The sequence below is a fragment of the Billgrantia antri genome, from assembly GCF_017868935.1.
GTDB classification, from domain to species: Bacteria; Pseudomonadota; Gammaproteobacteria; order Pseudomonadales; family Halomonadaceae; genus Halomonas; species Halomonas antri.
On record NZ_CP053383.1, the window covers coordinates 451,813 to 470,985 of the forward strand.

Sequence of the window (19,173 nt, forward strand, 5' to 3'; positions counted from 1 at the left end):
CATCGGTATTAAACGTAACCTCAACCGAAGGACAGTTAACGCCATGGTTACCATTCGTCTGGCACGTGGTGGCGCCAAGAAGCGTCCCTTCTACCACCTGACCGTGACCGATTCACGCAACGCCCGTGATGGCCGCTTCATCGAGCGCCTGGGTTTCTTCAACCCGATCGCCCGCGGTCAGGAAGAGCGTCTGCGCGTCGACCTGGACCGCATTGCCCACTGGCAGAGCCAGGGCGCTCAGCTGTCCGGCCGCGTTGCCGAGCTGGTCAAGGAAGCCCGCAAGCAGGCCTGAGCCTGTGATGCCCCGTCAATGTCATGAGTGAGCAGGCCGCAAGCAGCATGCGCGACGACCACGTCGTGCTGGGCAAGTTGACCAGCCCCTACGGCGTCAAGGGGTGGCTCAAGGTCTACTCCCATACCAGTCCGATGGACGGCATCCTCGATTATCCCGAATGGGTGATCAGGCAGGGTGGTGCGTTGACGCGCCATCGGCTGTTGCAGGGGCGCCGTCATGGCAAGGGCCTGGTAGCCCTGCTGGAAGGCATCGACTCGCGCGAATCCGCCGAACGAGCGGCCGGCGCCGAGATCCTGCTGCCCAAGACGGAGCTGCCCGAGCTAGGCGGCGGCGAGTACTACTGGCACCAGCTCGAAGGGCTCACGGTCGTGACCCGCGAGGGTGTGGTGCTGGGGCGTGTCGCCTACCTGTTCGAAACCGGGGCCAACGACGTGCTGGTGGTCAGGGGTGACCCGCAGGGGGAGCCGCCGGCCATCGACGATCGTGAGCGTCTGCTGCCCTTCCTGCCCGACGAGGTGATCGTCGGGGTGGATCTGGCGGGAGGCACCCTGAGCGTCGACTGGGATCCGGACTTTTGAGCTTCGAGACAGAAGCCGGGGCGAGCGCAGCGCCGGCCATGTGGGTCGGTGTGGTGTCGCTGTTCCCGGAAATGTTCGAGGCCATCACCCGATACGGTGTCACCGGTCGAGCGGTCGACCAGGGGCGCGTGGCGCTGGAGTTCTGGAATCCGCGCGACTATGCCAGCGACCGGCATCGTACCGTGGATGACCGCCCCTACGGCGGCGGCCCCGGCATGCTGATGAAGGTCGACACCCTGCGTGCGGCCATCCATGCCGCCCGCAAGAGGGCGGGCGAGGCGACGGGGCAACGGCCCAGGGTCATCTACCTGTCGCCCCAAGGGCGGCGGCTCGACCAGCAGGGCGTGCGCGAGCTGGCCTCCGGCCCTCCGCTGGTGGTGGTGGCCGGACGCTATGAGGGCATCGATGAGCGCATCGTGGAGAGCGACATCGATGAGGAATGGTCGATCGGCGACTATGTGCTCAGCGGCGGCGAGCTGCCGGCCATGGTGCTGATCGATGCTGCGGCAAGACTGGTTCCCGGTGTGCTGGGGCATCAGGATTCCGCGGTCGAGGACTCCTTCAACGAGGGGCTGCTGGACTGCCCGCACTATACGCGCCCCGAGGAGATCGACGGGCGGCGAGTGCCCGATGTGCTGCTCAGCGGACATCACGGCGAGATCCGGCGCTGGCGGCTCAAGCAGTCGCTGGGGCGGACCTGGCTGAGGCGCCCCGACCTGCTCGAAGGCAGGACGTTGAGCGACGAGCAGCGCACGTTGCTCGAGGAGTTCATCGAAGAGTACGCCCTGTCAGGTGCCAGGGCGGAGGTGCAGGACGCGAAGCGCTGAGGCCGTGCCTCTCGGGTTTTCCCACGCTGCGGACCTGCGTCACCCATCATCTCCCGCGCTCTCGAGCCAGGCTCGGGCGCCGGGATCACGCGCCGTCGTCGATCTTGTAAGAAGCGGCGGCGCCGAATACGAGGAGTCATTATCATGAGCAGCAAGAACAAGGTGATCCAGGCGCTCGAAGCCGAGCAGATGAGCAAGCAGGTGCCGGAATTCGCCCCGGGCGACACCGTCGTCGTGCAGGTCAAGGTCAAGGAGGGCAACCGCGAGCGCCTTCAGGCCTTCGAGGGCGTGGTGATCGGCAAGCGTAACCGCGGCCTGAACTCCGCCTTCACCGTGCGCAAGATCTCCCACGGCGTTGGCGTCGAGCGTACCTTCCAGACCTACAGCCCGCTGGTCGACTCCATCGAGGTCAAGCGTCGCGGCGACGTGCGCCAGGCCAAGCTGTACTATCTGCGCGAGCGCAGCGGCAAGTCTGCCCGTATCAAGGAAAAGCTCTCCTGATCCGGGTTGGCTGAAGGCGCTTGCGCCATCGCGAAGCCCCGCCACCGCTCACGCGGGGCGGGGCTTCGTCGTAGTGGACGATGACATGACACACGACAGCCGATCCCTGGCCCTGATCGAGACGTTCCTCGATGCCCTGTGGCTCGAGCGCGGGGCCAGCGAGAACACGCTCGCAGCCTACCGGCGCGACCTGGAGGCCTGGGCGGCCCGGCTGGCGGAGACGGGCGGCGAGCTGCTCACGCCGGATGCGGCGCTGCTGCCGGCCTGGCTCGACGCGCGGCGTGCTGCCGGCTATCAACTGCGCAGCAATGCCCGCTTGCTCTCCAGCCTGCGCGGCTTCTATCGCTGGGCGCTGAGCGAAGGGCGCATCGGGCGCGATCCGCTGGCCGAGGTGCGTCTGCCACGGGTGCGTCCCAACCTGCCGGATACGCTTGACGAGGACGAGGTGGAGCGCTTGCTGGCTGCACCTGACCTGGCGACCGATCTCGGCCTGCGCGACCGTGCCATGCTCGAGGTGCTCTACGGTTGCGGTCTACGCGTCTCGGAGCTGGTCGGGCTCAGCGTCGATGCCGTCAATCTGCGCCAAGGGGTGGTACGGGTGCGCGGCAAGGGTGACAAGGACCGGCTGGTCCCGCTGGGGGAAGAAGCCGTACACTGGCTGACACGCTACCTGCGCAGCGCTCGTGGCGCGCTGATGAACGACGTGACACGACCGGCGCTGTTTCCCGGGCGTGGCGACAATTGCATGACGCGCCAGACATTCTGGCATCGGATCAAGGCCCACGCGCGCACCGCGGGTATCACGCGTCCGCTGTCTCCGCATACGCTGCGGCATGCGTTCGCCACGCATTTGTTGAATCATGGGGCCAATCTGCGTGTCGTACAGCTGCTACTCGGGCATAGCGACCTGTCGACCACCCAGATCTATACCCATATTGCGCAGGCGCGACTCGAAGCACTGCATGCCGACCATCATCCTCGAGGCTGAATCATGATTGCGTTCCTTCACCGTCCTGCCGGGGCCCTTTTCACCCTGGCCCTTCCTCTGGCAGCACTGCTGCTGCCCGGCGCCGTGCTGGCCGATGGTGCCGAACGGCTCGCCGAGCGCCTCAAAGTCAACGGCCAGCCAATGCCCGTTGCCAGCGTGCACGAGACGCCGCTGGAGGGCTTCTATCAGGTGCGGCTGGAGACCGGCGAGGCGTTCTACAGCGATGCCGAAGGCAACTACTTCCTGGTCGGTGACCTTTACGAGAACGGTGAAGGCGGCCTGACCAACCTGACCGAACAGGCGCGCAACGTCGAGCGCACCGAGCAGCTTGCCCAGGTGCCCGAGAGCGAGCGGGTCGTGTTTCGCGGTACCGGCGACAGCCGCGCCAAGCTCGTCGTCTTCACCGATACCACCTGTCCTTATTGTCGACAGTTCCACGAGGAAGTGCCGGCGCTCAACGAGATGGGCGTCGAGGTGCACTACCTGGCGTTTCCGCGGGCCGGCATGAACTCACAGGGCGCCCGGATCCTCGAGCAGGTCTGGTGTGCCGACAATCGCAGCGAGGCGATGAGCGCGGGCAAGCGCCAGGAAGCCATTTCCGCTAGCGCCGACTGCGACAATCCGGTCGAGGAACAGTATCATCTGGGCATGGCCATGGGCGTACAGGGTACGCCAGCCATCGTGCTGCCCGATGGCCGGCTGGTGCCGGGCTACGTACCTGCCGAGCGCCTCGCCGAGATGCTTGGCCTGGCCGCCGAGTGAGAGATGAGCGATGGCAGACAGAGAGCTGCCGAATGCATGAACGCTGGACATGAGACACCATCAGGGGAGCAGGACATTGAAACCGGTGAGAGTGGGAATCTGTGGTCTGGGTACCGTCGGTGGCGGCACCTTCAATGTGTTGACGCGCAACGCCGACGAGATTGCACGGCGAGCCGGCCGCCCGATCATTATCGAGCAGGTGGCGCTTCGCAGTGCCAATCCGGAGTGCGACCTCACCGGTATCAAGACCACCAACGACGTCTTCGAGGTGGCCCGCAACCCCGACGTCGACGTGCTGGTCGAAGTGCTGGGCGGCTATGACGTGCCTCGTGAGCTGGTGCTGACGGCCATCGCCAACGGCAAGCACGTGGTTACCGCCAACAAGGCGCTGATTGCGGTTCACGGCAACGAGATCTTCCAGGCCGCCCACGAGCAGGGCGTGATCGTGGCGTTCGAGGCCGCCGTGGCCGGCGGGATCCCCGTCATCAAGTCGCTGCGCGAGGGACTTGGCGCCAACCGAATCGAATGGGTCGCGGGGATCATCAACGGCACCGGCAACTATATCCTTACGCACATGCGCAGTGAGGGGCGCGCCTTCGAGGACGTGCTCGCCGAGGCCCAGGCACTGGGCTACGCCGAAGCCGATCCCACCTTCGACGTGGAGGGCATCGATGCCGCCCACAAGCTGACCATCCTGGCTTCCATCGCCTACGGCGTGCCGCTGCAGTTCGAGAAGGCCTATACCGAGGGCATCTCGCGGGTCACCTTCGACGACGTGCAGCAGGCCGACAATCTCGGTTACGTGATCAAGCACCTGGGCATTTCCAAGCGCACTGAGCAGGGCCTTGAACTGCGCGTGCATCCGACCCTGATTCCCAAGGAGCGACTGCTGGCCAACGTTCACGGGGTCAAGAACGCCATCGCCATCATGGGCGATGCCGTGGGTCCGACGCTCTACTATGGTGCCGGAGCAGGCTCCGAGCCCACCGCCTCGGCAGTGGTCGCCGACCTGCTCGACGTGGCCCGCGACATCGCCACCGACCACCACTACCGCGTACCCTACCTGGCTTTCAGCGGTATCGGCGAGGACGAAGGCAACCTGCCGATCCTGCCCATGGAAGACATCGTTACCGCCTACTACCTGCGCCTGCTGGCGGTGGACCGCCCCGGGGTGCTGGCGCGCGTGGCGACGATTCTCTCCGAGCAGGGCATCTCCATCGAGGCACTGGTGCAGAAGGAAGCTACCGAAGGCGAGCTGGTCCCGATCATCCTGCTGACCCACAGCTGCCGTGAAAAGCAGATGAACGAGGCGATCCGCCATATCGAGTCGATGGCCGACATCGCCGGGCCGGTCACGCGCATTCGCGTTGAATCGCTGGACGAGCAGGAGTAAGGGCATGCGCTATATCAGTACCCGCGGGCAGGCACCTGCGCTCTCTTTCGAGGAGGTCGTGCTGACCGGCATGGCCAGCGACGGCGGGCTCTATGTGCCGGAGGAGATCCCGCAGCTCTCGCGCGATGAACTCGAGGCGATGGCAGGCCTCTCCTACGCCGAGATCGCCTTTCGCGTGATGCAGCCCTTCGTCAACGGCGAGATCGACGACGAGACGTTCCGCGGCATCGTGCGCGATGCCTACGCCACTTTCAGCCACGACGCCGTGGTGCCGCTCAACCAGCTCGACGCCAACCACTTCCTGCTCGAGCTGTTCCACGGCCCGACGCTGGCGTTCAAGGACGTCGCCCTGCAGCTGCTCGGCCGTATCCTCGACCACTTCCTGGCCAAGCGCGGCGAACGTGCGGTAATCATGGGGGCTACCTCGGGCGACACCGGCTCGGCGGCGATCGAAGGCTGTCGTCACTGCGACAACCTCGACATCTTCATCCTGCATCCGCACAACCGCGTTTCCGAGGTGCAGCGTCGCCAGATGACCTCGGTGCTGGCCGACAATGTCTTCAACATCGCCATCGAGGGCAATTTCGACGACGCCCAGGCCATGGTCAAGGCGAGCTTCGCCGACCAAGGCTTCCTGAATGGCACGCGCCTGGTGGCGGTGAATTCGATCAACTGGGCGCGCATCATGGCCCAGATCGTCTATTACGTAGCCGCCGGCGTGGCGCTGGGTGCGCCGCACCGCGAGGTCAGCTTCTGCGTGCCCTCGGCCAACTTCGGCAACGTCTTCGCCGGCTACATGGCCTATCGCATGGGGCTGCCGGTCAAGCAGTTCATCATCGCCACCAACGCCAACGACATCCTGCACCGGACCATTGCCGCCAACGACTTCTCCAAGCAGGAGCTCAAGGCAACCCTGGCGCCCTCCATGGATATCGTGGTGTCATCCAACTTCGAGCGCCTGCTGTTCGAAGCCTACGAGCGTGACGGCGCCGCCGTGGCCGCGCTACTCGAGCGTTTCCAGCAGGAGCCCACGGCGCTGGCCGAGGCCCCGCTTACGCGGCTGCGCGCGCTGTTCACCAGCCACAGCGTCGACGATGCCACCATCCTCGAGGTGATCCGCGAGGCGCACCACCGCACCAAGGAGGTGCTCGACCCGCACACCGCCACCGGCTACCGCGCCGCCGAGCGTGCCCGGGCCGATGCCGCCACGCCGATGATCACCCTGGCCACGGCCCACCCGGCCAAGTTCGCCGAGGCGGTGGTCAAGGCGGGCTTCCCCGGCGTGCCGCTGCCGCCGCACATGGATGACCTGCTGGAGCGCGAGGAGCGCTACACCGTGCTGCCGGCGGAGTTGGCGAAGGTGCAGGCGTTCGTGGCCGAGAACCGGCGATAGGGCCAGCCAAGGTAGCGAGGGCATAGGGGACAGGGCGAAGAGAAGGTCTCGATGTCGCTGGCGCCAGATGCCCGCTCAGGGCTGATCCGGCGACAGGCCTACGAGGGGGCGCAGTGAACCCTTCCCTGGGCGCTACTTTTGCCATCCATGGCAAAAGACCCCCTCTTCGGCCTGTCCCTGGCGCCCTTCGCTCGGTACGACGTTTCCATCGCCGAGCACCATCAGATGCGAACCAGAGGAGTCAGGCTTGGACGCCGTGACCGACCCCATCGACCTTCACGCCCGACTCAAGCCGCGGCTGCTGCCGCGCCCACGCAACGAGGCGCTTTATGCTCGTGCCCGTGCCGAGGGGCTGACCGAGCTGCAGGCCCGCGTGCTCGCCGGTCGCCTGGCCAACTATGAGGGCGAGCTGGCGCCACTGACCCAGCCCAGCCTGCGCTACCTCGAACACCCAGAACGCCTGGCCGACGGCCGCCGTGCCGCCGAGCGCATCGCCACCGCCGTGGCCGAGGGCGAGCACATCGGCATCCTCACCGACTACGACGTCGACGGCATCACCTCCCACGTGGTGATCCGGCGCACCCTGGTGGAACTCTTCGGCGTACCGGAATCGCGCCTGCACAGCCTGATCGGCCATCGCATCCACGACGGCTACGGCATCAGCCTGCCGCTGGTGGAGCGGACGCTCGGGCTCTTGCCGCGGCCGTCGCTGGTGATCACCGCCGATTGCGGCAGCTCCGACGAGCCACGCATCGCCCGGCTCAAGGCGGCGGGCATAGACGTGGTGGTGAGCGACCACCACGCGCTACCGGTGGAGGGACCGCCCCCCTCGGCCCATGCCGTGGTCAACCCGACACGCAACGACTGCCAGTATCCCGACCGTACCATTGCCGGCTGCATGGTGGCGTGGCTGGTGATGTCGCTGACGCGCAGCGTGCTGGTGGAGTGGGGCGTGATTCCCGAGGCCACGCCCAAGCTCTCCGCCTGGCTCTCCTACGTGGCGCTGGGCACCGTGGCCGACTGCGTGTCGCTGGGCGCTAGCCCGGCCAATCGCGCCGTGGTCAGCCATGGTCTGGCGTTGATCAACCGCATGGAGGCGGCCTGCTGGCGCGCCATGGCCGCGCGCCTGGGCGAGGATAGCGTGCCATTCTCCGCCGAGACTCTCGCCTTCCAGATGGGGCCACGCATCAATGCCCGCTCGCGCCTCGACGACCCCTACGCGGCGCTGCACTTCATGCTGGCGGGAGACGACGCCACCGCTCAGCGCCATCTGCAGACGCTGGACGACGACAACCAGTCGCGCAAGGTGATCGAGGCGGAGATGGTCGAGGAGGCGCGAGCCCTGGCCCTGCCCCAACTGGAGGCCGACCTGCCAGCACTGGTGGTCTATCTCGAAAGCGGGCATCCCGGCGTGCAGGGTATCGTCGCCTCGCGTCTGGTGCAGTCCTTCGGACGCCCTGCGCTGGTGCTCACGCCGGCCGCGGCGCCCGGCATGCTCACCGGCTCGGGGCGCTCCATCGAGGCGCTGCACCTGCGTGACGCGCTGCAGCGCACCCACGAGCTGGCGCCCGAAGCGCTACCGCGCTTCGGTGGTCATCGCGGTGCGGCCGGGGTCGGCGTGCCGGGGCAGCAACTCGAGGCTTTTCGTGCCGCTTTCCTGCAGGCCGTGGGTGAGCAACTGGGTGGCTGCGAGCTGTTTCCCCATGTGTTCACCGACGGGGCGCTGGCTCCCGAGCAATTCCAACTGGCCACGCTGATCGAACTGGAGGCGTTGGGTCCTTATGGTCGCGAGTTCGACGCCCCGCTGTTCGAAGGAGAGTTTTTTGTCGAGTCGCTACGTGCCGTGGGCGCCGAAGCGAACCATCTCGCCATGCAGCTCTCCTCGGGGCCGGTGAGCCTCAAGGCGATCTGGTTTCGTGCCCTGACGCCGGGAGAGCTGCCTGCCTTCGGCATGGGGGACAGGCTGCGCTGCGCCTATCGGCTCAATCGGAACCGCTGGCGGGGGCAGGAGTCGCTGCAGCTGATGGTGGAGGTTGCCGAACCGCTGGTGGCCAATCATCGCGTAACCTAAGCACGATCAATGATTTCCTACGCTCGACCCGCTAGAATCCGGGCCGTTCGGGCGAGCCGCCCGTTTGCCAAGGAATCGTGAATGGATCCACAAGATCTGCCCACCGATCCCCATCGCCCCTACGAGGACGTGATGGCCATGCTGGTGGGCACGCTGTTCGTCGCCCTCGGTGTCAGCTTCTATACCCATGCACTGCTGCTCACCGGCAGTACCGCCGGCATGGCCTTCTTGTTGCAGTACGCCAGCGGTTGGCGCTTTGGCGTCTGGTTCTTCCTGATCAACCTGCCGTTTTATTACCTGGCAGTGAAGCGCATGGGTTGGTCGTTCACCCTGCGTACCTTCGTCGCCATCGCTCTGGTATCGCTATTCTCCGAGCTGACCGGCAGTTGGGTCGCCTTCGACAGCCTCAATCCGCTCTATGCCTCGCTGATGGGCGGCAGCCTGATCGGCATCGGCATGCTGGTGCTGTTTCGCCACCGTACCAGCCTCGGCGGCATCAACATCCTGGCGCTCTATCTGCAGGGGCGCTACGGCTGGCGCGCCGGCTACGTGCAGCTCGGCATCGACGGGCTGATCATGCTCGTCGCCTTGCTGGTGCTGCCGCCGGAGCGGGTCGGGCTCTCGGTGTTGGGCGCCGTGGCGCTCAACTTGATCATTGCCCTTAACCATAAGCCCGGCCGCTACATGGGCGTGAGCTGAAAAGTGGCGGCGTGGGCGGGGCGGAGTCAGTAGTTGGGCCAGATGCCCGGCGTGGCCAGCTCGATGAGGTGGCCATCGGGGTCGCGGAAATAGAGGCTTTCGCCGCCGCGGGGCCAGTGGGTGCGCCCCTCGATGGTCACGCCGTGATCGCTGAGCTGGCGTTCCCATGCGGTCAGCTCACGCTTGGCAATGGCGAAAGCGAGGTGTACCCGCCCTTTGCCGTCGTGAGGCGGGATGGTGCCCATGTCGTTGGGCAGCACCACGGTGTCCAGCGTCTCACCCTGCAGGAACAGCAGCAGCACCGTGTTGGCGCCGACGTCGTAGGCAGTGAAGCGGTGATCGGCGTTGAAGGGTTCTAGGCCCATCACGCCTTCGAAGAAGACCCGCGCGCGATCCATGTCGTCGACGTAGAGGGCGGTCTCCAATACGCCGTTGAGCCTGGGCATGGCATTCTCTCCTTCAGCCATATGCTTTCAGCTTAGCAAATAAGCCAGCAGGGCTTTTTTCAGCCTGCTGGCGCGGTTCCCCTCAGCGATGCCCCAGAGCCCTCTCATGAGCAGGGCGGTTTTTGCGCTGCATCATGGAAAAGTTCAACGGCTTACGCCAAAACACAACTAAAGTATGAGGATTTATCGCATTAAAACGAACGTTTGGCCTTGATCCGAACGAGTGTTTGGCGAAAACTGACCGGGTAGGGCACCGCTCCGGCGAGGGCGGGATACACAACCAGCTCCAGCTTGCATCTGGATAGAGGACGTCGAGACCATGCAGAACAAGTTCAACAAGATCACCTGGGCCGTGGCCATCGCGGCCGCCGCCTTCGCCAGCCAGGCCAACGCCGGCGGTTACCAGATCAACGAACAGAGCGTCAGCGGCCAGGGTTATGGCCACGCGGGCCGGAGCTCCAACGTCAACGACGCCACCATCGTGTTCGGCAACCCGGCGGGCATGTCGTTCCTCGATCGGGCGCAGCTGACCGCGGGCGGCACCTATTTGAACGTCAATAGCGAGATCAGCAATGCCGAAGCGACGCGCAGCAGCGTCTTGACAGGTGGTGTTGGTGTGCCGGTTTCGGGCACGACAGACGGAGACATGGTGCCTGGCACCTTGATTCCCTTTGCTTTCTACTCTCACCCGGTCAATGAGCGACTTGCCTTCGGTTTTGGTGTGTACGCCCCTTTCGGCTCCAAGACCGATTATGAAGACGGCTTTCTGGGACGCAACCTGGGCAACTATACCGAGCTGAAGGTGATGAGCGCCCAGCCGACCGTATCCTACCGCTTCAATGACCAATGGTCCGTGGGGGCAGGCATCACCTACAACCGTGTCGAGGGCGAGCTGCACCGCCAGGTTCCGGTGCTGGTGGGCGGTGCCCCTGGCGCACCGGTTTATACCGAAGCGGACTCTCGCGTCGAGGGTGACGATGATGGCTGGGGCTACAATCTCGGGGTAATCTTCCAGCCTGTGCCGGAAACTACCCTTGGCCTGACCTATCGCTCCAAGGTCGATTACACCTTGACGGGCGACTTCCGTGCCGTCGCCCAGGATGTCGGCGTGGAAGTCACGGACGACGCCTCGCTAGACTTGACGACTCCTGAGACCGTGAACTTCTCCGTGACTCAGCAGATGACCGACAGGCTCAAGCTTATGCTGGGGGCTTCCTGGACCCGCTGGAGCCGGTTCGAACAGATCCTGATCGAAGGCGAGAGCATTCCTGAAATCACTCGCGAGGTGCAGAATTACTCCAACGCCTGGGCCTATGGCGTCGGTGGCGAGTACCAGCTCAATCCCCAATTGGCGTTGCGCGCCGGGGTGACGCTCGACTTTACGCCGACGAGCGATCAGTACCGCAGCGTACGGATTCCGTCCGATGATCGTCGGATCTTCTCCATCGGTGCAGGCTGGACACCTACCGAGAACCTGACACTGGACTTCGCATACTCCTACCTGACCGAGCGAGGCACACAAGTCGAACAGGAGCGCACCGACAGCTTCTCCGGTACGCCGGCGGTGACCTCCACTTACGTGTCCGACTACAAGAACGAGGCCCATGGCTTCGGCGCTCAGTTGACCTACCGCTTCTGATGCTCCAGCCCATCTGCGCATGATCTGGCGACCCGGCTTCGGCCGGGTCGCTTGCGTTGGGGCATTGCAATGGATGCGCCGAATCGGTGAATTCGCTACAATAGTTGCCTTTTCCGCGCCGCCGGGGCCGGGCCATGGCCCGGCCCCGGCGGCCGCCTTCACCAAGCGAATCAGGCGAACGAGCCCATGCTGGAAACCAACCCCATCCATAACCTCATCAAGGACCTGTCGGAACGGACAGACGTCCTGAGGGGGTATCTTTGACTATGCCGAGAAGAAGGATCGGCTAGAGGAAGTCTCCCGCGAGCTGGAAGACCCGAACGTCTGGAACGACCCCGACTACGCTCAGAAGCTGGGCAAGGAGCGTGCCTCCCTCGAGCTCGTGGTCGAGACTATCGACGAGCTCGATCAGGGCCTGGCGGACAGCCGCGACCTGCTCGAGCTGGCCGAGATGGAGGAGGACGAGGACACCGTCGACGAGGTAAAAAGAGAGCTCGACGGGCTCCAGGAGAGCCTGGCGAAGCTCGAGTTCCGGCGCATGTTCTCCGGCGAGATGGACGCCAACAACGCCTACCTCGACATCCAGGCTGGCTCCGGCGGCACCGAGGCCCAGGACTGGGCCAACATGCTGCTGCGCATGTACCTGCGCTGGTGCGAGCACCACGGCTTCAAGGCCGAGATCGTCGAGGTCTCTGCCGGTGAGGTGGCGGGCATCAAGTCGGCGACCATCCATGTCCAGGGCGACCACGCCTTCGGCTGGCTGCGTACCGAGACCGGCGTGCACCGCCTGGTGCGCAAGAGTCCGTTCGACTCGGGGGGGCGCCGCCACACCTCCTTCGCCTCGGTATTCCTGTCGCCCGAGGTGGACGACAACTTCGAGGTCGAGATCAATCCGGCGGACCTGAGAACGGACACCTATCGTTCCAGCGGCGCCGGTGGCCAGCACGTCAATACCACCGACTCCGCGGTGCGCATCACCCACGAGCCCACCGGCATCGTCGTGGCCTGCCAGAGCCAGCGCAGCCAGCACGCCAACCGCGACTTCGCCATGAAGCAGCTCAAGGCGAAGCTGTGGGAGCACGAGATGCAGAAGCGCAACGCCGCCAAGCAGGAGGCGGAGGACGCCAAGGCCGATATCGGCTGGGGCAGCCAGATCCGCTCCTACGTGCTCGACGACCAGCGCATCAAGGACCTGCGTACCGGCGTGCAAACCAGCAACTGCGACCGGGTGCTGGATGGCGATCTAGACGCTTTCATCGAAGCCAGCTTGAAGCAAGGGCTATAGCCTGCTGCGCTCGCCGATACGGCGTTGCCCCTCGACTCGAGAGTCTCATTGACGACAGTCAACTCCGTTCTCTCGTTGAGGGGCGCCTTGCCTCAGCTCCGCTTGCGCGGCTCTAGTCGCGTTTACAACACCGCTTATTGTGACTGCTAACAGGTAGCGAGATGGCCAACCAGAGCTCCTCCCCGGAAAGCCCCCAGACCGACGAGAACCGCCTGATCGCCGAGCGTCGGGCCAAGCTGGCGGCTCGCCGCGAGCGTGCCGCGGCCAGCGGCGGCAGCGCCTTCCCTAACGACTTTCGCCGCGACAGCCTGGCGGCCGACCTGGCGGCCGAGCTGGGCGAGAAGGACAAGGCGGAACTGGAGTCGCTGAACCGCCCGGCGGCGGTGGCCGGGCGCATCATGCGCAAGCGCGGCCCCTTCCTGGTGATTCAGGACCCCAGCGGCACGATTCAGCTCTACGTCGACAAGAAGGGGCTGGCGGAAGAGGTGCTGGAGGACATCAAGGGCTGGGACATCGGCGACATCGTGGCTGCCCGCGGCCCGGTGCACAAGTCGGGCAAGGGCGATCTCTACGTGATGATGGAGGAGGCCAGGCTGTTGACCAAGAGCCTGCGTCCGCTGCCCGACAAGTTCCACGGTCTGACCGACATGGAGGCGCGCTATCGTCAGCGCTATGTCGACCTGATCATGAACCCCGACTCGCGCAAGGTGTTCGAGACCCGCGCCGGAGTCATCAGCGCCATGCGCCGCTTCTTCGAGGAGCGCGGCTTCATGGAGGTGGAAACCCCCATGCTGCAGCCGATCCCCGGCGGCGCCACCGCGCGGCCGTTCATCACGCACCACAATGCGCTGGACATCGACATGTACCTGCGCATCGCGCCCGAGCTCTATCTCAAGCGCCTGGTGGTGGGCGGTTTCGAAAGGGTCTTCGAGATCAATCGCAACTTCCGCAACGAAGGCCTGTCGACGCGCCACAACCCCGAGTTCACCATGGTCGAGTTCTACCAGGCGCATGCCAATCACCATGACCTGATGGACCTCACCGAGGAGATGCTGCGTGCCGTCGCGCTCAAGGTGCTAGGGACCACCACGGTGGTCAACACCGTGCGCAACGCAGAGGGTGAAGTGCTCGAGACCTACGAGTACGACTTCGGCAAGCCGCTCAAGCGCATCAGCGTGTTCGACTCGATTCTCGAGTTCAATCCCGACATCCACGCCGAGGCGCTGGCCGACGAGGCCGCCGCACGGCAGATCGCCGAGCGGCTGGACATCGACGTCAAGGATGGCTGGGGCCTGGGCAAGATCCAGATCGAGATCTTCGAGAAGACCGTCGAGCATCGCCTCAAGGACCCCACCTTCATCACCGACTACCCCACCGAGGTGAGCCCGCTGGCGCGGCGCAACGACCGCGACCCGTTCGTCACCGAGCGCTTCGAGTTCTTCGTCGGCGGGCGCGAGATCGCCAACGGCTTCTCGGAGCTCAACGACGCAGAGGACCAGGCCGAGCGCTTCCGCGCCCAGGCGGCGGAGAAGGAGGCCGGCGACCTCGAGGCGATGTACTACGATGCCGACTACGTGCGTGCGCTGGAATACGGCCTGCCGCCCACAGCCGGCGAGGGAATCGGCATCGACCGCCTGGTGATGTTGTTCACCGACAGCGCCTCGATCCGGGATGTACTGCTGTTCCCGGCCATGCGCCCAGAGGTGGACTGAAGGGGCTGCGTAGCGCCGCTGGGCGGAAGTATTGGTAAGCGGCGGCGCTAGCGCCCATAATGATCACCGTTTCGACGTCGAGGAGACCGCGATGAAACTGCTCAACCGCTCCGCCCTGAGCGTCAGGCCGACCCGGCACTTCGTGGACTGGATCAATGCGCTGGAACCCACCATGGGAGAGGACGACCTCACCCTGGCCGACGTCGAGCGCGAAAGCACGGTCTATCTGATCCCCGAGATGGACACTCCGGAGGCGCTGGAGGCCTTCGTGCGCGAGCGTTACCTCGAGATCCTCGAGACCGAGCTGCGCGCCTGGGAAGAGGACGAGCGCCAGTGGCCCGAGGCCCTGGACTGGGCGCTGTTCCAGCGCTTCCTGCAGGTCGAGCACAGCTATCTCGCCATTGACCTGGACGACGAGACGGCGCTGGAGATCTCCGAGGTCGACGATTCGCTGCTATTGGAAACCGATCAAGATTGATCCGCTTTCCTCGTTGATTTTCGAAAACCGGCTGCGGCCGGTTTTCTCGTTACGCACCTTGCCATGATGGAAACCGCATGAGCCGACTCTTCTCGACCCGGCCCGGCGACGACGGCCTGCCGGGCCCCGAGCGACGCCTGGCGGTACTGGCGCTGATCCTCGGTACGCTGATGGCCGTAGTGGACGTCACCATGGTCAATATCGCGCTGCCCTCCATCGCGCGTGACCTCGATGTATCCGCCGCCCGGACGGTCTGGGTCACCAACCTCTTTCAGATCGTCTGCGCGGCGTTCCTGCTGGTATGCGCTTCCTTCAGCGAAATGATCAGCCGACGCCGGCTCTACGTGGCGGGGCTCGGGCTGTTCGTGCTGGCTTCGCTGGGAGCCGCGCTGTCGCGTAGCCTGGAGTGGCTATTGGTGTTTCGCGCGCTGCAGGGTCTCGGTGCGGCGGCTACGCTCTCCATCGGCCCGTCGCTCTATCGCTCGATCTTTCCCACGCGACTGCTGGGCAGCGCGCTGGGGCTCTCGGCTTTGGTGGTGGCGGGAGGCTACGCCGCCGGCCCGGCGCTGGGCGGGTTGGTGCTGTCGGCCGTCAGCTGGCCCTGGCTGTTCGCCCTTCACCTGCCCCTGGGCGCCGTCTCGCTGTGGCTGGCGTGGCGCGCGCTGCCGCGTGAGAAGGGGCGTCGCGGCGGCTTCGACGGTCGTGGTGCACTGGGCTCGGTGGTCATGCTGGGCAGTTTTTTCCTGGCCATGGATACCCTGGGCCACGGGGCGCCGCTATGGCAGGCGCTGGCCTGGCTGACACTGAGCGGGATCTCGGGCTGGCTATTCCTGCGTCGCCAGCGACGGGCCTCGCATCCGCTGTTGCCGCCGCGATTGTTCCAGGTGCCGCGCTTTCGCCTGGCGGTCTCCGCCTCGGGGCTCGCCTTCGTCGGCCAGGGGCTGGCTTTCGTCGCGCTGTCGTTCCTCTATCAGCAGGAGATGGGCTTCTCGCCGCTGCACACCGCCTGGCTGTTCACGCCCTGGCCGCTCGCCATCATGCTGGTCGGCCCGGTGGCCGGCCGTCTGGCCGATCGCGTGAACCCCAGCGTCATGGCAAGCCTGGGGCTGGTATTGCTGATGCTGGGGCTCGCCTCGCTGGCCTTGCTGCCGCAGGATGCCGGCGTGCTGGACAGTCTGTGGCGCACCGCCCTGTGCGGCATCGGTTTCGGGCTGTTCCAGCCGCCCAACAACCGCGAGATGATGACCAGCGCGCCGCATGAGCTGAGCACCAGCGCCTCGGGCGTGCTGAGCACGACACGCACCGTGGGCCAGTCGCTCGGCGTGGCCCTGGTCGGCGCCTTCCTGGCCGCGAGTGCACCGGTGCAGACGACGCTGTGGGCTGGCTGCCTGGCCTGCCTGCTGGCGCTGGTAGCCAGCCTGGCGCGAATGCGGCTGGCCGAGGCCGCCCGCAAAAACGGCGGCGAGCAAGTGCCCCAGGTGCAGTCGCCGGGCAAGCGAGTACAATGATCTGACATCCATGATCGAGGAGCCCTCATGAGCGTTCAGGCCGATATCGAAGAGAAGCTGCAGGCCCTCGAGCCCACCCATGTGACGGTGGAGAACGAGAGCCATCGGCATGCCGTGCCGGCCAATTCCGAAACCCATTTCAAGGTCACGGTGGTGTCCGACCATTTCCAGGGGTTGATGCCGGTGAAGCGCCACCAGCGACTTTACGCGCTGCTGGCCGACGAGCTGGCGGGGCCCGTGCATGCCCTGGCGCTGCATCTCTACACACCCCAAGAGTGGGCGTCGCGGGGCGAGGCACGACCCGACTCACCCAACTGTCGTGGCGCCGGCGCGTGACTTCCGAACCACAGCGCCTCCAGTACCTGGAGGCGATGGGATTGACCGCCTGGGTGGCGCGCTACCGGCTACCCCATGCCCGGCCGAGCGAGGCCTGCGAATGGGAGTTGCCCGAGCGGCCTGTTGCCTCACCGCCAGCGGAGCGCCTGCATGCACTGCTCGACGAAGCGGATGCTGCCGCACGCCAGGCTCCTTCTGGGCCGCCGGTCGCTGAGCCGCCGAAAGCATCGACACCCAAGCGTGCTCGTCAGCTGCTAGGGATCGGGTCTGGCGATGAGGAAACCGAGCAGGCGGCCCGCCAGGAGGCGACTCTCGACGTGTCGAAGCCGGCCCAGGAGCCGCTGCGCTTCACCCTGCAAGTGACCTGCGTGGCGGGGCGCTGGCTGGTGGCCGTGCCCGGAGAGTCGCCGCTGGGCATCGACCAGGGACAGCTGCTGGGTAATCTGTTGCAGGCGGCAGGAATCGCTGCCGAGTCTCCGCTGGCCTTCGAGACGTTTCGCTGGCCGCCGATGGAGAATCTACCGGTCGAGGCGCCGCTGGAAGAGGCGCGAGAGGGGCTGCAGGCGTTCATCGAAGGTACACGCAGGCGTGGCTGGGCGCTCGAACGCATCCTGGTATTCGGTCACGACGAAACCATGGATCGACTACTTGGCTCGCAGCAGGGCGCATTCGAGCTGCTTGGCCTGCCCGGATGGCAGGGGCCCTCGCTCGCCGAGCTGACGCAGAGTGCTGCGGCCAAGCGTGAACTTTGGCCGACGTTGCTGGAATGGCGCCGGGCCTGGTCGGCGCCTGGCAGCGAGGCCGATGACTGAACTCGCCATCCAGCGGCTGACGACCGACGACCTGGAACGGCTGGTGGTGCTGGAGAGCTGCCAGCCTCACCCTGGGTCACGGCGCCAGCTCGAGGCCGCCTTGAACGATGAGGATAGCTGCGTGCTGGGAGCCGAGGTGGCGGGAGAACTCGTAGGCCATGCCGTGGTCGTCAGGCTGCCCTTCGAGGCCGAACTGCAAGCCATGCTGGTGGTGCCCGCCATGCGACGCCGCGGCCTGGCCGCGGCGCTGCTCGAAGCGGTGCTGGAGCAGGGACGGCAATGGCGCAGCGAACGCATACTGCTGGAGGTGAGGGCAGGCAATGCGTCGGCCATCAGGCTCTATCGGCGGGCAGGCTTCAGCGAAGACGGGCGACGGCGGGGTTATTATCCTCCCCTGGAGGATAGGGCCGACGCGAACAGGGAAGATGCCATTCTGATGTCGCGTCGGCCATAAGGGCTCAGGCCCGCTCGGTTTCCACCTCGTCGAACTTGCCCAGCAGCGCGGTCAGGCGGCGCTCCCACTCTTCGCGCTCCTGCTTCAGGCGGCTGTTTTCCTCGCGCAGCTCCTCGGCTTCCATCTTCAGCAGTTCCAGGGCCTCGACGGCACTGGCCACTTTCTGTTCGAGCCGGTTGAAGAGTTCGGTGCTCATCGTGTTCTCCTGAAATAACGTCCTGCCGGAGCGGGCGCCTGCCCGCGCTGATTCCGTTGCGCAGCGTAACGCTGAGGGCCAGGCTCGGCAAGCGTAGCCGAACGGCGACGCCCGGCCTATTCAGCGGGCCGGGCGAGGCGCCGATATAGGCGTCCGGTACTGTCGCCGGCACGGACTTCGCGATGCAGCGACCAGTTGGCGGGCACGCGCACGTCGAGCGCCGTTTCGGTCTCGACATAGATCCAGGCCTCCGCGGCGAGCCAGCCTTGCTCCAGCCGCTCACAGCATGGCTCGGCCAGGCCTTGGCGAAAGGGCGGGTCGAGAAAAACCAGCGAGAAAGGGGCAAACCCGGCTGGGCCGGCGGCAAGCAGCGCGAGAGCGTCGACACTCAGCACCTGGCCCCGCTCTGCGGTGCCTAGGGTGTGGAGGTTGTCCACAAGTGCACGGGCCACCTGGCCGTCGCGTTCGATGAACAGTGCCGTGGCGGCGCCGCGAGAGAGGGCTTCCAGGCCCAGCGCGCCGGTGCCGGCGAACAGGTCGAGCACCCGTGCACCCGGAGTGGCTGCGACCAGCCAGTTGAACAGCGTCTCGCGCACCCGGTCGGGCGTGGGGCGCAGGCCGGGGCTGTCGAGCACGGGCAGCAGACGTCGGCGGTACTCCCCGCCGATGATGCGCAGGCGGCCGTCACGCTGGGGCGAGCGAGCGCCGGGGCGGGAGCGTTGGCGAGAGGAGGAGCGGCGACGTGTCATGCGGCGGAATTGTACCTGGCGCCGTGTCCACAGTCATGGTGCGCGGTGTTA

At 65.7% G+C, this 19,173-nt stretch carries 21 protein-coding genes; 18 read left to right on the forward strand and 3 right to left on the reverse strand.

Annotated features, from left to right (window positions below):
* Window positions 1-43 precede the first annotated feature (43 nt).
* The 10 genes from rpsP to HNO53_RS02175 all read left to right on the forward strand — a co-directional run bounded on the left by rpsP (window position 44) and on the right by HNO53_RS02175 (window position 9,507).
* Window positions 44-292, forward strand: coding sequence for a 30S ribosomal protein S16 (gene rpsP, locus HNO53_RS02130; RefSeq protein WP_209475854.1), 249 nt, complete (start codon window positions 44-46; stop codon window positions 290-292).
* A 23-nt stretch (window positions 293-315) separates the two neighbouring features.
* Window positions 316-873, forward strand: coding sequence for a ribosome maturation factor RimM (gene rimM / locus HNO53_RS02135; protein WP_209475855.1), 558 nt, complete (start codon window positions 316-318; stop codon window positions 871-873).
* Window positions 874-911: 38 nt separating this feature from the next.
* Window positions 912-1,700 carry a tRNA (guanosine(37)-N1)-methyltransferase TrmD gene (gene trmD, locus HNO53_RS02140; RefSeq protein WP_209478483.1) on the forward strand — a complete coding sequence of 263 codons (789 nt, stop codon included), beginning with the start codon at window positions 912-914 and terminating at the stop codon, window positions 1,698-1,700.
* A 144-nt stretch (window positions 1,701-1,844) separates the two neighbouring features.
* On the forward strand, window positions 1,845-2,201 hold the full coding sequence (gene rplS / locus HNO53_RS02145) for a 50S ribosomal protein L19 (protein WP_111412830.1): 357 nt from the start codon (window positions 1,845-1,847) through the stop codon (window positions 2,199-2,201).
* Window positions 2,202-2,286: 85 nt separating this feature from the next.
* Window positions 2,287-3,189 (forward strand): site-specific tyrosine recombinase XerD, encoded by a 903-nt coding sequence (gene xerD, locus HNO53_RS02150; RefSeq protein ID WP_420827850.1) that lies wholly within the window; start codon window positions 2,287-2,289, stop codon window positions 3,187-3,189.
* 3 nt (window positions 3,190-3,192) lie between these two features.
* Entirely contained in the window at window positions 3,193-3,951 is a 759-nt protein-coding gene (locus HNO53_RS02155; protein ID WP_209475858.1) for a DsbC family protein, read from the forward strand.
* Window positions 3,952-4,027: 76 nt separating this feature from the next.
* On the forward strand, window positions 4,028-5,344 hold the full coding sequence (locus HNO53_RS02160) for a homoserine dehydrogenase (protein WP_209475860.1): 1,317 nt from the start codon (window positions 4,028-4,030) through the stop codon (window positions 5,342-5,344).
* Window positions 5,345-5,348: 4 nt separating this feature from the next.
* Window positions 5,349-6,737, forward strand: a complete 1,389-nt coding sequence (gene thrC / locus HNO53_RS02165) for a threonine synthase (protein ID WP_209475862.1) — start codon at window positions 5,349-5,351, stop codon at window positions 6,735-6,737.
* Between the two features lie 247 nt (window positions 6,738-6,984).
* Window positions 6,985-8,808, forward strand: a complete 1,824-nt coding sequence (locus HNO53_RS02170; protein ID WP_209475863.1) for a single-stranded-DNA-specific exonuclease RecJ — start codon at window positions 6,985-6,987, stop codon at window positions 8,806-8,808.
* A gap of 81 nt (window positions 8,809-8,889) precedes the next feature.
* Window positions 8,890-9,507 (forward strand): YitT family protein, encoded by a 618-nt coding sequence (locus HNO53_RS02175; protein ID WP_209475865.1) that lies wholly within the window; start codon window positions 8,890-8,892, stop codon window positions 9,505-9,507.
* Window positions 9,508-9,533: 26 nt separating this feature from the next.
* Here HNO53_RS02175 and HNO53_RS02180 read toward each other — a convergent pair whose 3' ends face one another.
* Complete coding sequence (locus tag HNO53_RS02180; protein ID WP_209475867.1) at window positions 9,534-9,953, reverse strand: VOC family protein; 420 nt, start codon at window positions 9,951-9,953, stop codon at window positions 9,534-9,536.
* Between the two features lie 319 nt (window positions 9,954-10,272).
* Here HNO53_RS02180 and HNO53_RS02185 point away from each other — a divergent pair, with 319 nt between their 5' ends.
* The 8 genes from HNO53_RS02185 to HNO53_RS02220 all read left to right on the forward strand — a co-directional run bounded on the left by HNO53_RS02185 (window position 10,273) and on the right by HNO53_RS02220 (window position 18,177).
* Window positions 10,273-11,592, forward strand: coding sequence for an OmpP1/FadL family transporter (locus HNO53_RS02185; RefSeq protein WP_209475869.1), 1,320 nt, complete (start codon window positions 10,273-10,275; stop codon window positions 11,590-11,592).
* Between the two features lie 186 nt (window positions 11,593-11,778).
* A protein-coding gene (prfB, locus tag HNO53_RS02190) for a peptide chain release factor 2 (protein WP_338034799.1) occupies window positions 11,779-12,877 on the forward strand; the annotation gives its coding sequence in 2 pieces (ribosomal slippage) (window positions 11,779-11,853 and window positions 11,855-12,877; 1,098 coding nt in all).
* 161 nt (window positions 12,878-13,038) lie between these two features.
* Window positions 13,039-14,589, forward strand: coding sequence for a lysine--tRNA ligase (lysS, locus tag HNO53_RS02195; protein ID WP_209475871.1), 1,551 nt, complete (start codon window positions 13,039-13,041; stop codon window positions 14,587-14,589).
* A 91-nt stretch (window positions 14,590-14,680) separates the two neighbouring features.
* Window positions 14,681-15,067 (forward strand): hypothetical protein, encoded by a 387-nt coding sequence (locus tag HNO53_RS02200; RefSeq protein ID WP_197449449.1) that lies wholly within the window; start codon window positions 14,681-14,683, stop codon window positions 15,065-15,067.
* A gap of 77 nt (window positions 15,068-15,144) precedes the next feature.
* Window positions 15,145-16,575: an MFS transporter gene (locus HNO53_RS02205; protein WP_209475873.1), complete on the forward strand. Its 1,431-nt coding sequence runs from the start codon at window positions 15,145-15,147 to the stop codon at window positions 16,573-16,575.
* Between the two features lie 27 nt (window positions 16,576-16,602).
* Window positions 16,603-16,911 (forward strand): BolA family protein, encoded by a 309-nt coding sequence (locus HNO53_RS02210; protein WP_209475875.1) that lies wholly within the window; start codon window positions 16,603-16,605, stop codon window positions 16,909-16,911.
* Window positions 16,908-17,723: a hypothetical protein gene (locus tag HNO53_RS02215; RefSeq protein ID WP_209475877.1), complete on the forward strand. Its 816-nt coding sequence runs from the start codon at window positions 16,908-16,910 to the stop codon at window positions 17,721-17,723. Before HNO53_RS02210 ends, HNO53_RS02215 begins: the two co-directional genes overlap by 4 nt.
* Complete coding sequence (locus HNO53_RS02220; protein WP_209475879.1) at window positions 17,716-18,177, forward strand: GNAT family N-acetyltransferase; 462 nt, start codon at window positions 17,716-17,718, stop codon at window positions 18,175-18,177. The genes HNO53_RS02215 and HNO53_RS02220 overlap by 8 nt, the downstream gene beginning before the upstream one ends.
* Window positions 18,178-18,181: 4 nt before the next feature.
* On the opposite strand, the gene HNO53_RS02225 is transcribed toward HNO53_RS02220, so the two are convergent.
* Together HNO53_RS02225 and rsmD are read right to left on the reverse strand one after the other, a co-directional pair.
* A complete protein-coding gene (locus tag HNO53_RS02225) occupies window positions 18,182-18,373 on the reverse strand; it encodes a cell division protein ZapB (protein WP_209475881.1) in 192 nt (63 codons plus the stop codon).
* Window positions 18,374-18,489: 116 nt separating this feature from the next.
* Window positions 18,490-19,122, reverse strand: a complete 633-nt coding sequence (rsmD, locus tag HNO53_RS02230) for a 16S rRNA (guanine(966)-N(2))-methyltransferase RsmD (protein ID WP_209475883.1) — start codon at window positions 19,120-19,122, stop codon at window positions 18,490-18,492.
* Window positions 19,123-19,173: the final 51 nt, after the last annotated feature.

What these genes read in the sequence shown, in the direction of transcription:
- HNO53_RS02220 (WP_209475879.1), top strand. Translation starts at nt 17,716, where the DNA reads ATGACTGAACTCGCCATCCAGCGGCTGACGACCGACGACCTGGAACGG.
- HNO53_RS02155 (WP_209475858.1), top strand. Translation starts at nt 3,193, where the DNA reads ATGATTGCGTTCCTTCACCGTCCTGCCGGGGCCCTTTTCACCCTGGCC.
- xerD (WP_420827850.1), top strand. Translation starts at nt 2,287, where the DNA reads ATGACACACGACAGCCGATCCCTGGCCCTGATCGAGACGTTCCTCGAT.
- HNO53_RS02175 (WP_209475865.1), top strand. Translation starts at nt 8,890, where the DNA reads ATGGATCCACAAGATCTGCCCACCGATCCCCATCGCCCCTACGAGGAC.
- rpsP (WP_209475854.1), top strand. Translation starts at nt 44, where the DNA reads ATGGTTACCATTCGTCTGGCACGTGGTGGCGCCAAGAAGCGTCCCTTC.
- HNO53_RS02205 (WP_209475873.1), top strand. Translation starts at nt 15,145, where the DNA reads ATGAGCCGACTCTTCTCGACCCGGCCCGGCGACGACGGCCTGCCGGGC.
- HNO53_RS02180 (WP_209475867.1), bottom strand. Translation starts at nt 9,953, where the DNA reads ATGCCCAGGCTCAACGGCGTATTGGAGACCGCCCTCTACGTCGACGAC.
- rsmD (WP_209475883.1), bottom strand. Translation starts at nt 19,122, where the DNA reads ATGACACGTCGCCGCTCCTCCTCTCGCCAACGCTCCCGCCCCGGCGCT.
- HNO53_RS02210 (WP_209475875.1), top strand. Translation starts at nt 16,603, where the DNA reads ATGAGCGTTCAGGCCGATATCGAAGAGAAGCTGCAGGCCCTCGAGCCC.
- HNO53_RS02225 (WP_209475881.1), bottom strand. Translation starts at nt 18,373, where the DNA reads ATGAGCACCGAACTCTTCAACCGGCTCGAACAGAAAGTGGCCAGTGCC.
- trmD (WP_209478483.1), top strand. Translation starts at nt 912, where the DNA reads ATGTGGGTCGGTGTGGTGTCGCTGTTCCCGGAAATGTTCGAGGCCATC.
- HNO53_RS02185 (WP_209475869.1), top strand. Translation starts at nt 10,273, where the DNA reads ATGCAGAACAAGTTCAACAAGATCACCTGGGCCGTGGCCATCGCGGCC.
- HNO53_RS02200 (WP_197449449.1), top strand. Translation starts at nt 14,681, where the DNA reads ATGAAACTGCTCAACCGCTCCGCCCTGAGCGTCAGGCCGACCCGGCAC.
- rplS (WP_111412830.1), top strand. Translation starts at nt 1,845, where the DNA reads ATGAGCAGCAAGAACAAGGTGATCCAGGCGCTCGAAGCCGAGCAGATG.
- thrC (WP_209475862.1), top strand. Translation starts at nt 5,349, where the DNA reads ATGCGCTATATCAGTACCCGCGGGCAGGCACCTGCGCTCTCTTTCGAG.
- lysS (WP_209475871.1), top strand. Translation starts at nt 13,039, where the DNA reads ATGGCCAACCAGAGCTCCTCCCCGGAAAGCCCCCAGACCGACGAGAAC.
- rimM (WP_209475855.1), top strand. Translation starts at nt 316, where the DNA reads ATGAGTGAGCAGGCCGCAAGCAGCATGCGCGACGACCACGTCGTGCTG.